The 14,588-nt window shown below is 39.2% G+C and carries 10 protein-coding genes; 5 read left to right on the top strand and 5 right to left on the bottom strand.

Features of this window, described 5'->3' with window-relative positions:
* Positions 1-67 precede the first annotated feature (67 nt).
* Complete coding sequence (locus G4Z02_RS00100) at positions 68-6,373, top strand: hypothetical protein (protein ID WP_258877817.1); 6,306 nt, start codon at positions 68-70, stop codon at positions 6,371-6,373.
* Positions 6,374-6,390: 17 nt separating this feature from the next.
* Here G4Z02_RS00100 and G4Z02_RS00105 read toward each other — a convergent pair whose 3' ends face one another.
* Positions 6,391-7,065 carry a YczE/YyaS/YitT family protein gene (locus G4Z02_RS00105; RefSeq protein WP_258877818.1) on the bottom strand — a complete coding sequence of 225 codons (675 nt, stop codon included), beginning with the start codon at positions 7,063-7,065 and terminating at the stop codon, positions 6,391-6,393.
* A gap of 86 nt (positions 7,066-7,151) precedes the next feature.
* Here G4Z02_RS00105 and G4Z02_RS00110 point away from each other — a divergent pair, with 86 nt between their 5' ends.
* The 3 genes from G4Z02_RS00110 to G4Z02_RS00120 all read left to right on the top strand — a co-directional run bounded on the left by G4Z02_RS00110 (position 7,152) and on the right by G4Z02_RS00120 (position 10,381).
* Entirely contained in the window at positions 7,152-7,631 is a 480-nt protein-coding gene (locus G4Z02_RS00110) for a hypothetical protein (RefSeq protein ID WP_258877819.1), read from the top strand.
* A 66-nt stretch (positions 7,632-7,697) separates the two neighbouring features.
* A complete protein-coding gene (locus G4Z02_RS00115; RefSeq protein ID WP_258877820.1) occupies positions 7,698-9,245 on the top strand; it encodes a bifunctional metallophosphatase/5'-nucleotidase in 1,548 nt (515 codons plus the stop codon).
* 53 nt (positions 9,246-9,298) lie between these two features.
* Complete coding sequence (locus G4Z02_RS00120; RefSeq protein WP_258877821.1) at positions 9,299-10,381, top strand: endonuclease; 1,083 nt, start codon at positions 9,299-9,301, stop codon at positions 10,379-10,381.
* Positions 10,382-10,431: 50 nt separating this feature from the next.
* Here G4Z02_RS00120 and G4Z02_RS00125 read toward each other — a convergent pair whose 3' ends face one another.
* Positions 10,432-10,800 (bottom strand): hypothetical protein, encoded by a 369-nt coding sequence (locus G4Z02_RS00125; RefSeq protein WP_258877822.1) that lies wholly within the window; start codon positions 10,798-10,800, stop codon positions 10,432-10,434.
* A gap of 138 nt (positions 10,801-10,938) precedes the next feature.
* Here G4Z02_RS00125 and G4Z02_RS00130 point away from each other — a divergent pair, with 138 nt between their 5' ends.
* The gene (locus tag G4Z02_RS00130) at positions 10,939-12,579 is read left to right on the top strand and encodes a nucleoside kinase (RefSeq protein ID WP_258877823.1); all 1,641 of its coding nucleotides are present in this window, start codon (positions 10,939-10,941) and stop codon (positions 12,577-12,579) included.
* 52 nt (positions 12,580-12,631) lie between these two features.
* Here G4Z02_RS00130 and G4Z02_RS00135 read toward each other — a convergent pair whose 3' ends face one another.
* The 3 genes from G4Z02_RS00135 to G4Z02_RS00145 all read right to left on the bottom strand — a co-directional run bounded on the left by G4Z02_RS00135 (position 12,632) and on the right by G4Z02_RS00145 (position 14,480).
* Positions 12,632-13,114: a GNAT family N-acetyltransferase gene (locus tag G4Z02_RS00135; protein WP_258877824.1), complete on the bottom strand. Its 483-nt coding sequence runs from the start codon at positions 13,112-13,114 to the stop codon at positions 12,632-12,634.
* A gap of 100 nt (positions 13,115-13,214) precedes the next feature.
* Positions 13,215-14,060: an NYN domain-containing protein gene (locus G4Z02_RS00140; protein ID WP_258877825.1), complete on the bottom strand. Its 846-nt coding sequence runs from the start codon at positions 14,058-14,060 to the stop codon at positions 13,215-13,217.
* An 84-nt stretch (positions 14,061-14,144) separates the two neighbouring features.
* The gene (locus G4Z02_RS00145; protein WP_258877826.1) at positions 14,145-14,480 is read right to left on the bottom strand and encodes a thioredoxin family protein; all 336 of its coding nucleotides are present in this window, start codon (positions 14,478-14,480) and stop codon (positions 14,145-14,147) included.
* Between the last annotated feature and the right edge of the window lie 108 nt (positions 14,481-14,588).

Raw genomic sequence — 14,588 nt, forward strand, 5'->3', positions numbered from 1 at the left:
TATTCACAATATCCAGTTTGTAATATTCTATAATTAAACTGGATAATTATATAGAAGGAGGGTTTCTATGAAACGATTGTTATTACTCTTCACCACGTTATTGGCGATGATTGCATTAAGTGCTTGCGATTTTTTTACACCGGATGTCGTCGAAGAACTCAGTGAAGAATACTGTCGGGAAAATCCCAGCAGTGAAATTTGTACAGGTGATGCCGTTGGCGAATTGACAACGGAATACATCATAAACATTTTTAACACGATTCTAAATGAATACAACGATGCTACTAACACTACTTTTTGTGATGATTACTTCTCACTAAGTAATCTTACCCTACTCGACTCTTGTCGCGCAAATCGGGATGGACTGTTCCCTGAGGATGTCTCTAGTTATACCATACTCAGTGTCGATAGCGTCCTTGATTTTGGTACACAAGATGAATATGAAATGGTGGTCGCAAGTCCCGACGGACTAACTCAATACACCTTTACCATTGGATTAACGAAGTTGGACGGGGACATCTTATTACAAGAATGGTCCTATGTTCAAGACCCAGTAGATCCAACAACGATTGCCGTAATTATGGAAGTTGCTATCCCATATTTTGAGCAGTTTATTGATGATTACACAAACGATAACATTCAATCATCTACCGTTTGTCAAACCTACTTCCCAGATCAGGAATTAAATGACTGCGAAGCCGAACGGGATGAAGCGATTGCTGCAAATTTAACCGCTACAATCATCAGGTTTGATGAAGTAGCAGAAGGGTTCTCGGTGACTCTATCACTTACCGATGATAGTGGATCAAAAACCGAAGTACTATTGTTAACCTTCGCATATGATAGCAACGCAAACATCATTATGACTTGGCCTGAGGACAACGGTATGTCCGACGAAGAAACCTGTCGTGAAAATCCTGACGATCCTATTTGCACAGGTGCAGAAGCCAATATGAATACCGAGGATCTCCTCACGTTATTCCAACAAGCTGCTATCGATTTTGATGATGAAACGATAACGGATTTTTGTGATGTTTATTTTGGCATCTCCAATATCCCATTACTCGACGAATGTCGCGCTGATCGCACAAGTCTATTCCCGACAGATATTTCAACCTATGACATTGATTCGATTACGGTTGTTGGAACCGATTTATATGAGATTGATGTAGTGAACCCCGCTCAACCGTTAACGCACTACGTATTCAAAGTGGGCGTCACATCAATCCAATCAACCGTAGTCTTTGATGAATGGTCCTATGTTATCGAAACCATTGATCCAGCGACACTCACCGTTCCACTTGAAGATGCCGAACTATATTTTATAGGCTTTATCGACGCCTATACAAACGGTAATCTTGATTCTGAATCGGTTTGTTCAAACTACCTAGGATCAATGGATCAAACAGAATGTACCGAGCAGCGAGACAATGATTTGCTCAATGAACTTACTGTCGAATTACTTGATTTTGTTCCAGTGGATGACGTCGTTCATGTAACCATGAAAATGACCTCCATCGAGGGCGTAAAAGATCAAACCATCATCGTCAAGTTCTACTACGACTTTGGCTTATTCATTCAAATGGATATCCTAGGTGACCTATACAATTTAGATTATGATACGTTATGGAATTTCACCGTAGATCTGTTTAACGATTTCTTCTTCAGTACAATCCCTGCTGAGACCGTTTGTATGACCTATTTCGATGAAGACCAATACGAGTTCTGTATGGAAGGGTACGCGGAAAAAGAAGCGTCTGGTTATACCCAAACACCAATCAACCTTGAAGAATACGACGATCATTATCTGATTACCCTAGAAACATGGAGTGAAGGACAACTGCAACACACAATGACCATCCAAGCGTGGTTCTTCTATGTGGGCAACGAACTAAAAATCCACATTGATCCCGAGTCTGGTAATAATTCCGATTATGAGTTCTACCACAACTTCTTCAAACAAATGATTCTAGATTATCACACGACATCCATTGATGATGAAACCTTCTGTAGCACATACTTCGAAGCGGAACACTATGATATGTGTGTCAGTGATCGTAGTCAAGATGATTTTGATTATGAATGGAGCATTGAACTCTTTGAACAATTAATGAATCCAAACGAGTTTCATGTCATTCTCTATTGGGATAATGGCTCAGATAACTATACCGAAGACTTATTAGTAACCTTCTATGATGTCGACGGTCATACAAAAATCAAAATGGATGGTTTCACCAATGACGACTATACCTATTATTATGATTTGATGCAAACCTTTATCGCTCAGTGGAATGATGAATACAACACCAGTGAGTGGGTTTGTACTACATTCATGGCTGGTGAAAGTTACCAAGGATGTATGGATAATCGCGAACAATTTCGTCCATTGGGATATACCATCTCGATCCTACAGTTCGAAGCCCCATATGACAATCATAGTTGGATGACATCTCTCTTGTATGACAACGGTGACGATTCCTTCGTCCTACATGCAGAAATATACTTTGTCGAACTCAGTGGCGAAACATTCATCGATTTTGTAAATGTCTGGATTGAAGATGAGCGAATTGATCAGTTATTCATCAATTTCATTAATGATTTCAACAATGACACAATCGATGATGAAACGCTGTGTACCTCCTACTTCCGTTTTGAGGAAGACAAACAAAAATGTTATGACATGCGTGCTGGAGACCTGGGCGAAACCTTTGTCCGCTTAGATCATATCGAAGCTCTAGAACCTGGATTCTTTGCCCTTCACCTTACCCTTGAATACATGGGCAATACGTGGAACGAAACCTGGTTGTTTATGACATTTGAGGAAGATGGACAGTGGTTCCTAACCTTTGAAGATGACCCTTACCATGAGGACATCATTGCACTCTTTACCATGTATGTCGAAGAACTCATGAATCCGGATATCCCAGACGATGAATTCTGTCACAAATACTTTAGTATGGAAGAAGCAACGCAATGTATCACACAACGTACTGCATTTGATTATAGTTATGTTGTCGAAATATCCTACATGATGCAAGTAGATGAGATGAATTTACAAGTACAACTCCACTTCTACAATAATGACAACGACTATTTCGAAGACTTCTTTGTCCAGTTCTACTATGATGAAAACAATGAGTTAAGCATGCATTTCATGCCACTTGATGATACCTATGAACAAGATTTACAATTCTTCAATCAAATGATTACCGACTATCACAACATGGACTTTACCAACGAAGAATTCTGTAGTATGTACTTCGAAGCCGACTTGTATACCCAATGTATCAATGATCGCAGCAACGACGATTTCACGTATGCATTAACCATTCAACAGTTTGCACCGTTAATGGGTGATCGTGAATACCACGCCATCCTCTATTGGGACAACGGAGTGGATAGCTATACCGAAGACCTACGAATTATATTCTACATTGTCGAAGGATCCACAAAAATAATCATGGAACCCTTCAACAACAATCCTGATATCGGATCCTTCATCGAAGGATTTATGCAGCAACTACTCGACTCATCGATTAGTGATGATGCCTTCTGTAACGCATTCTTTATCGATTCAACCGATCCCCAGTGTTATGATTTACGCAATGCATACATCAATGGCTTCTGGATTGATTGGTACGAGTTCTATCCCCATAACGAATATTGGGTGATGACGATTGGCTTTACTGATGGATTTGATTACTTTGACGAAGAATTCGCCTTTGTTGTAGAACCGCAACATGATGGTAGTTATCGCCTGAAATTTATCGATGCGACCATCATTGATTTCGATGCGATATGGAATCGCCTTTATGAATTTGTTGACGATTTCAATGATTACAGCATGATAACCGATGATATCGCTGCAATCTATCTCGTCCCCAATACATCTTTTGACATTATTAACTTACGGGAAATGACCCGCGAAAACAATATCTATATCAATTACTACAGTCTCTTTGAAGAGTATGGAAACTATAGTATCCAACTCGATTTTGATGATGGTACTAGTTACCGCTATACACTGTATGTTCATGAAATGAACGGACACCTATTCTTTGAATTGTTCGAAGACTTTAGCGGTATTGACATCACCGAAGGGGACGTCTCCGGTGTTGCGTATTCCATTTTCTGGGATTTGGCCAATGGGTATACCATCGATGATATTTGCAACAACTACTTCGCCTATCATCAACACGAAATGTGTGCAACGATGCTTAGTGGCTTCCAATCATCGGACATCACTGTTGAAGTATCCAATGTGTGGTTCAATGTTGATCACTTTGAAATCGAACTTCGATACATCTATTCCGATATGACGGAAGAATATTATTACTGGAATGTATACGCATTCTATGACAGTGATGATTTATTGAAATTAGAATTTACCGAAGATGACTACATACCACGTGAAGATAAAGATATCTTTATGCAAAACTTTATAACGGATTTCAACGATAATTCATTTGATGCCGATGTCCTCTGTAATTTATACATGGCACCGGACTCCTATGATTTATGTACCGAGATCTACACAACCCTCTCAACTAACAACTACATGCTGAACTGGTATACATATGATTTATGGAATGAACCAAATTGGGTTGAATTTGGTGTCTATGATAGCACGTATCAAATGATTCATTACTTCTTCTATGTTCAAGTCGAGTTTCGTCTCGATGAGTTCAATAATATGACGATCTCGTTATGGGATTATACCGAATATCAACGAGTTAGTGAAGCCCAAGCAATTGCCGCCATTGATGGTATATTTGCAGCGCTTCATGACCTTACAATCACCGATGATGAATTCTGCAATGAGTGGGGCTACATCTTTAATGACTGTTATGGATTACGCCAACTAATTCGTGATGAAGGTGGTACTTTACTTCGCGGAGAAACCAATGTGGAAGACGAACTGCAATATTACGTGCAAGCAACTCTAACTACAAATAGTTATACCGAAGAATACTACTTCCACTTCTATGTTAAAAGTGATTTACAAGGATTCGTGTATGTCGATGGTTATCAAGAAGATCACAGCTACATGGTTCCATTATCCGTCGCAACGGAGTTTATCACAGCATTCTTTACAGATTACCTTGATCCGTCGATTCTAGAACCCGACTTCATAGCGTTATACAATGATAACTACTGGGTTCCAGGAGTCGAAGATCGACAACGTTATCTCGATCAAGGTTACGGTATTACCGTGACTGATGTGCGACTTGCGCTGTACGACGGATACTATATCTTTGAAGCTGATTTGGCCGTATTTAATGGTACTGATACGTACTATTACACAATGCCAATCGATGTCTATTACAAAGACAACAATGAACTAGCAATTGGACCGCGTATGGACTATTTAAGTGCGGGAACCGACTATATGACTACGTTAGCTCAAGGATTCTATGATGGACTCCTTGACGATACAGTCGACGATATCACCTTCTGTACCGACTTGTTTGGACCAGACGGAGAATATCCTTGTGCCGATATCCGACGTCAATTAATCGATTCCAATTACACCTTAGATTTAGTCGACATCAGTGCCGATGACTACAATGCAATGTTAATCATCGATGTCTATAGTGGTACAAACTTAGTCACTACATTTGATTGGACAATTTATTCCTATTCAACCCTCTTAGGAGAAATGAAGTTTCATTTAGAAATCTGGTCCGATGAAATAGCAGCTGAAAGTCTTGCATTATGGGTCGAACAATTCACAACAACCTATGCTGTTGGTTATTCCATCACCGACATCTGTGCATTGGACAACATCGATTGCAATGGTATATGGATTGATGAAGGACAAGTCATTGATTCAATTTACTTCCAAGAGTTCTATCACAATTACGAAGATGTCCTCGGTCTTGAATTTGAACTAAATATCATGTTCTTCTATACCGATGGTAGCGAACAATCGATTGGATTTAATGTAACATACGCAGTCAACGAAAACGGCGTGTACACCTGGTACTTCGTAGTAGAACGACTAAAAGCACCACTGCCGGATGATGCAATGGCATTACCACTAACAGTTGTTGAAGTAGTCCTTGATCAATTTATGCTTGACATCAAAGACGGAAGCATCGATGCAAGAACATTCTGCGATACGTACTTCGGTGGTAATTTCGAGAATCCTGATTGCTTGGAAGGACGACCTGAAATCATCCTAACCAATCCAACGATAACTCGTTCGGATATCGGAACAACCGTCATTGACAATGTCACATATTACACGGTAACCTTCTATATTGATAATGGTGTAAATGTGGAAGAACAATTTGTCACTCTGCGTATCTTCCAGATTGCAGAAAACCAGTTTTTTATTCAATTTTATGACGACATGCCAAATAATATGTAATAAATAAAAGAATCTTCTCACGAAGATTCTTTTTTTGGGCGCATGTAATCGACAATACTGTGATTGTGATGTTCCTTGGGATTGTACCCCAATATGGCAAAATAACCCTGAATCATATAGCCAGAAGCAACGACCACAATCGCGGTTCCAATAAAGACGTCGCCACCCATTAAATACCCAAGCAATAAGACAATAAACTCAACCCCAAGTTTCACATATTTTACTGGGATAGGAGTTGTCCGTGCAATTCCAATAAATAGTCCATCTCTAGGTCCTTGTCCTAAATTGCTTGATATGTATAATGCGCGGCCAAAGGTCATACAGATAAAACCAAGAAGAAACACGACAATATCACGAAAGAGCGTATGATGTATTTCATCAACAATGAGACGAAGGAGTTCAATAAACGGTCCGACAAGGAGTACATTGAGGATCGTTGCAATGCCGACTTTCGTCCGAAACACGATGATTGAAAACACCAATACAATCACGCCAACAATCAGTGTATTGTAGCCAAATGGTACTTGTAACGATTGTTCAATCCCGTCATGTAGAACCGCCCATGGTGGTAATCCAAACGATGATAATCGAATCGTGTGAATACCAAGACCAAGCAATAATAATCCGGCGATAAGACGCGGTACATGTTTGATGTCATGACGAAGCAATTCCATACTATCACTCTTTTCCACTGCAATTATACCACTTTTTTTAATTTTTTGAGCACCTATCTACACAAAAACACATTTCTTTCATATAATAGTAAAGAGGTGATTATATGATTCACGCCATCAAAAAAGAAGCAACTACAAAATACAATCTCATCATGTTTGGAGCCTTATTCGTGATATTCATGAGTCTTTATGTTTTTTTAGACTTTGAAGGGAACACCAACTACATCATCATGACGAATAATTTCGGACTGGGTATTACGCTTATTCATATCCTAATCAACGGTATCATTGCCGTATTAACATCGATTATGGTAGGCTTCTCCATTATCAACTACAAACTTACCAATGTCGAACCAGTTGGATCTAATGCGATTCCATTTGTAACCTTTATATTCGGGATTCTAACCTTTGGTTGTACATCCTGCGTGGTCGCCTTTCTCGGAGCTATCGGGATTGCCTTTACACCTCTGATTCTTCCCAATGGGAATCTGTTATGGAAAGTCCTTGCCCTTCTCATTGTTGTGCTTGGTTTTATATGGATTATGTACTCCATCCAACATTCAAAATGTAAAATTAAACAATAAGCTTCGGCTTATTTTTTTCTTTTTATTACGAGATTATTATACTATAATAGATACGAGGTGTTCCCTATGAAAACTGTTGACTTTCAAGTTCTCCATACATCCGATATTCATGGTTACGTGTATCCGTATCACTATGCGACAATGGAAGCCGCCAATATCGGATTGGCAAAATTATCGACGTTAATTAAACAACGTGCCAAACACAATCATCTATTAATCGATACCGGTGACACAATCCAAGGCAGCCCCTTGACGTATTATTATGCAAGGCAATGTGACAAAACAGTTCACCCTATGACTACGGTCATGAATGCCCTTGGCTATGACTATGTTGCCATTGGTAATCACGAGTTTAATTACGGTCTCGACAATCTTCATAGCTATCTTGATCATCTTGATGCGACCATTCTCAATGCGAACTTATTGGATGATCTAACAACGAATCCATTTGTCGGTGTATCGCACGCGATTACGTCGTTTGACAATGGACCTACTGTGGGAATTATCGGTGTAACAACCCACTACATTCCCAACTGGGAACAACCATCTCATATTGCACATCTACACTTTCAAGATGCCTTTGAAACCACGAAAAGATTAGTCGGTGAACTACGCAATCACGTCGATTATCTCATCGTCAATTATCACGGTGGATTTGAACGAGATTTGACAACGTTTGAATTGTCCACCGATGATACCGGTGAAAACCAAGGAGCCAAAATGCTGCAAGAGATTGACGGCATCGATTTACTACTTACCGGTCACCAACATCGATTACTCACAGGTTCACACAAGAATACATTCTACAGTCAACCAGGATTCAACGCGCAACACCTAGTAGAAATCAATATTCGTGCTACATACGATAATGGATGGACCTTTCACCATGAAGCAACGATCCATGATACCAAAGGAATCGCTGCGGATAATCATATCCTCAACTTACTCCATGATGTGGAATCAAATACACAAGCATATTTGGATACAACGGTTGGATATCTCGATCAACCTTACTTGATTACCGATCAACTTCAAGCACGTCTACATAAACACCCCTTGGTATCGTTTATCAATCAGGTGCAACTGGAATATACCAATGCGGATATCTCCTCCTGCAGTCTTGGTAATAGTGTATCAGGCTTTAATCAACACATCACCATCCGTGATATCATCAGCACCTACATCTTTCCCAATACACTTGTTGTCAAAGAGTGCACTGGTAAAGAGTTACGAAAAGCCCTTGAAAAAACGGCTACATTCTTTGATATCGATGGTGATGACATCATCATTTCATCGGAGTACAATGATCCGAAACTCCAACTGTACGCCTATGACATGTACGATCCGATTCACTACACCATCAACGTTTCGAAACCCCATGGTTCTCGCGTTGAAAACCTAACATTCCATAATCAACCAATCAACGATACGGATGTGTTTTCAATCGTCATGAACAATTATCGCGCCAGTGGTGGCGGCGAATATACATTTATCAAGGACTGTCCTGTACTGAACGATACCCAAATGGAAGTCATTGAAATCCTCATTGATTACATCCAAGAACATCCCCAGTTATCGATTAACCATACAAAAAACATTACCGTTACAAAATAGAGGTTGCGAAACGTCCCTATCTTTTGTACAATGAACTGTTATGAGGTGACCCTATGAAACGACTATTTATCCTATTTTCAATGCTTATCATAATTGGAACATTATCCGCTTGTATACAGACCACCGTTGAACCGGGTGACGATGTAGTTGAGACTCCGGTAGAATCTGAAATTGAAGCTTTCTTAAAGGAATACTTTAATGGTGCCGAATCCGCGATAAGCGTTACCGAGAACATCACTCTACCAACATCGTATAACGGAACAACCGTTATCTGGTTTTCCCCCAACCAAGATGTTATCAATAGCACCGGAACCATCCATCGACCATTGTATGGCGAGGATGCGGTTGAAGTAACCTTAAGTTTTACGATGTACGGTGATACCAATACCTACAGTGGCAATGTGACTTTTTTGGTTCTTCCAGAAGAGGAACCCATTGAAAACTGGGGCTACTATGAAGGGGCCCAATCCTTGACAGGAGAATCATTAAAATCGTTCTTGCATGAGTTGATTGATGATCATGATGAACTTACATACGGTGAACTATGGGAAGCATTAGCCGATACCGATGAAGATCCCAATAATTCGAATAATGTTCTTTTACTATACAGTGAAGTTAGTATCTCAAAAGATTCGATATGCAGTGTCACTTGTCCCTCAACGACCTCGTGGAATCGTGAGCATGTGTGGCCTAAATCCCATGGTGGTTTTGACACAAGTGATATTGAAGGAACCGATTTACACCATATACGCCCATCACTAGTTGTCGTCAATAGTGGCCGTGGAAATCTTGACTTTGATGATGGTGGATCATTACAGGACTATACAACAGATAGTTTTAAAGATGGAGATTCCTTTGAACCCGCAGACAGCGTCAAGGGCGATGTCGCTCGAATGATTTTCTACATGGCTGTACGCTATGAAGGGGATTCAGGAGAACTGGATTTGGAATTGAATAATCTCGTGAACAACAGTGGTCCTTATGTTGGAAAACTAAGTGTTTTACTCGAATGGCATTTAAACGATTTACCCGATGCCTTTGAAATCGAACGTAACAATCGTATTTATGAAAAACAAGGTAATCGGAATCCGTTTATCGACCATCCCGAATTTGTTGAACTGATTTGGACATCATAAGAAAAAGGAGCTGAAAGGCTCCTTTTATTGTGTAGGTGTATGCTACATATTTATTCTTCGATTTCTTCTTCGATTTCAATCTCGACATCTTCGTCGATGTCTATTGGATCAAAATCACGCATTTTTACAACGACTTTATACAAATCCGTCTCAATTTTGTAGACATCAATGTGGTGACCTTTTTCACCCAGTTCGTTGACATATTGCACTAGTTCTTCTCTACTTGTTAATAGCTTTGTGATGGTTTTTCCAAACGGTCTGTGAGGCCGTTTCATAATGTGTACATGTTTCTGTTTCCGGTCGCGATCACGATCATGACGATCCCGATGGAAACGAAACTCTTTTTCAAATCGCTTACGGAACTCATCCTCATCAAAATAACGATGATGGCGATCCTCGTGTTTTCTCTTATTGTCCATGTGTTTTCTCTCTCACTCTCTCACACACCTACACCTATAGCATATCACTCGTTGTTTTTCTCGTCAATATCCAATGAAAACCCTTTACAAAAACAGCACATTGTTATAAAATGAAAGGTCCCACTAGGAGGTGGCACCATGTTTACTATCCATATTAATGATGACACGAAAACATTCGACAGCGCAATCACCTTGCGCGATGTGGTTATGGACCCAAACAAGGAATTTCCAGTAGCACGCGTCAATAATCGGTTGCGCGAAATGTCGTATAAATTCGCTTATGATGCAGAAGTTGTTCCACTGACACTTGATCATACTGAGGTGGTTCATGTCTATGAAGCCAGTCTACGGTACTTGATTGCGATGGCTTTTTCACGCGTTTATCCAACCTATAATATAAAATTTAAATATTCTGTTTCGCGAGCAATTTTTTGTTATATAACAAATGTAGAACAACCAAATATAGAAGACATCATTCAACATGTAACCGCAGAAATGAAGACTTTAGTTGAAGCGGATTTACCCTTTGAACGGATCACGACAACCGTGGAGGAAGCCAAAGAGTTTTACCGGGAGAACAATTATCAAGACCGCAATGATATTCTGCAATACCGTCCCGAAAAAACGGTTCACTTCTACCGTTGCGATTCGTACCAAAACTACATGTACAGTTATATGGTACCCAGCACAGGATATCTGTCCAAGTTTCATATGTTCCCATTTGATATTGGTTTTCTTATTCAATATCCACGTAGTGAAACCAATCGAGAAATCCCACCGTATCAAGGAGCACCCAAATATATTGATACATTGCGCAAAGCAAGTGTATGGGCTCATATTGTTGAAGCGGACTATATCAGTAATTTGAATTCAAAAATTCACAATCAACATACCGTTGATTTCATCCATATGTGTGAAGCCAAGCACAATGCGATGCTTACCGAGTTAGGTGATCGCATCGCCGATAACAAACATCAAATACGGTTGATTGCGATTGCAGGACCATCCAGTTCCGGGAAAACAACGTTTGCCAATCGCCTCCGAATCGAACTGATGACGCGTGGTCTACGACCAATCCGAATCAGCCTCGATGATTACTATCTCAATCGCGAAGACATTCCAGTTGAACCCGATGGATCAATCGATTTGGAATCCATCAACGCACTCGATGTTGCACTATTCAATGCGAATATGAAAGATCTCATCGCTGGTAAAACGGTTGAATTGCCAGTATTCGATTTCGCTTCGAAGAAACGCGGTGGTTATCGGACGATGCACGTTACGGAGGATAATCCCATCATCATTGAAGGGATTCACGCTCTCAATGATCTAATGACTAGCAGTATTCACAAAAATCAAACCTACAAGATATACATCTCACCACAATTACAACTAAATCTTGATAATCACAATCCAATCAGCATTACGAATCTTCGTTTATTGCGACGTATTGTACGCGATAAACAATTTCGAAACGCTAGCGCTCTGCGAACCTTGTCAATGTGGCAAAGCGTACGAAACGGAGAATTCAAATGGATTTATCCCAACCAAGAACATGCGGACTATGTGTACAACTCCGGACTACAGTATGAACTGAACGTCTTAAAGAAATACGCATTGCCTACACTACAAGAAATTCCAAATGATAGTGAATACTACATGATGGCAAACCGCTTAATTAAATTCTTGAAATACTTCAAGGACATTAACGATGATCTCGTACCAAACAATAGTTTACTCCGTGAATTTATTGGTGGTAGTTGTTTCCATGAAGAATAGCACACAGATGTGTGCTTTTTTTTATGAACTATTCGACAAAAAAAAGAGGACATCAGTCCTCTTGTGCAAATTTTTTCAACTCTTCGCCATCCATGCGGAATGGAATCCACCCTCGCAATGGTTTTGCCCCGAGGTTTTCATAGAACCGAATCGATGGTTTGTTCCATTCAAGACAGTCCCACTCAAACCGCAAACAATGATTTTCTAGTGCGGTTTTTGCCAAGTACTTCAATACCATTTTCCCGTATCCTTTTCCACGTTCTTCATCACTGACAAAGAAATCTTCTAGATGCAGTGTCGGACGAGCTAAAAAGGTCGAAAATTTGTAGAAGTATACGGCAAATCCAATTGGTTTTTCATCGCGGCGTAAGAAAATGACTTCGGCACGATTCATATCGAAAATATTGCGTTCTATATCTTCCACGCTTGCTTTTACATATTTTCGCATCCGTTCATATTTTGCCAATCCTTTGATAAATTCCAGTATGATTGGTGCTTCTTCTCGTTTTGCTTTTGAAATGGTTACATCATTCATATGGTCACTCCTTCTTTGTAATTGATAATCCTTACACTAATATTGTATCATAGAACCGAAAAAATCAATATCATTTGATTTAAAAAAAAGAGCCATGGCTCTATTTTTTAGATTGAATTCGATTTAAATACTGAATAATTTTTTGGCGATCATTAATTGTAAATTGATGCGAACTGTCTTTTTGAAATTCAATCACTTTCGCTTCTTCTAAAACTTTATATACCGCTTTGAATTTTTTAAATTTCGTTTGCGATAGATTTAAATTGTCATCAATTTGACGAAATCGATTGTTTGTATCAAGGGTCGTATAAACCTTTTCTTCTTGATAGGAACGCATAACTTTCAAAATACCTGCAACTGCTCGAATATTAAGATCCGTTGTTAAATACGGCTTGATTTTCATAAAATCAGTGGTCTTACGCTTGGTTGTTGTTGCTGTCGTTGTTGTTTTCTTCGTTGGTTTTGGTGTTGGAATCACTTTGAAATCATCCATGATTAGAATTTTATCCGTCGATGATTTGAACACTGTTCGTTGCGAGTCTTCTGGTGTCGCAACCAACCATACTTGACGATTGAACTTACGCAGCGTATTCATTACAATCGAATAATCGGAATCACTTGTTAAGAATACAAACAAGTCAAATTCGGGATTACCGACATGCAGTTTTTCGAGTGCATCAACACTAATCATTAAATCCGCTCGATTTTTCTTATTAGCGATGTGCGGTGCGTCTTCAATCGTGAAATTAAGTTCACTTAACTGATTGCGGAATCGCTTTAAGTTATTCGAATCTCCAATTGCTTTTTTTAGTCCAAATACTGCTTTATCTACGTCATCAAACTCATTACTTACTTGCAAGCGAATATCATCAAGTAAGTCTTCAAAACTGATCATACCTTGAATATTCTCAACATCTAAATAGATGGCTATTGATATTTGTTTCATGTGTACCTCCTTCTATATGTACGCTAGTATTATAACACACTTATTGATTGGGACAAAGAGTACAAAAAAAACTCATTTCTGAGTTTAGTTTGCTAATTCTTCACGTTCTAATTTTTTCAAGAAATCATGCAATGGTTTTTCAGGAACAAACCCAACGTTTTGACCCAATACTTCTTGCCCATTAAAGAACAATAATGTTGGTACGCTAGACACACCATATTGATAGGCCTGTGGATGTTCATTGGCATCCGCTGCGATAAATACAACATCTTGTAAGTCTTCATTCGTAGCCAATTTTTCAAAGATTGGTTTTAACATTTTACATGGTGGACATGTTGTAGTTGCAAATTTAACAATCCCAATTTTTCCATCTTGCAAGTAATCTTGAACGGTTTCGTTCGCTTTTAGTTCAACAAACATGTGAATCACACTCCTTTTATATTTACGTAGATATTGTACTCTTATTTGCATCTTTTTTCAAATAGTTTGCTCACAAACCAAAAATCGATAAATTCAATCCGATATCAT

The organism is Candidatus Xianfuyuplasma coldseepsis (assembly GCF_014023125.1).
GTDB classification, from domain to species: Bacteria; Bacillota_I; Bacilli_A; order Izemoplasmatales; family Izemoplasmataceae; genus Xianfuyuplasma; species Xianfuyuplasma coldseepsis.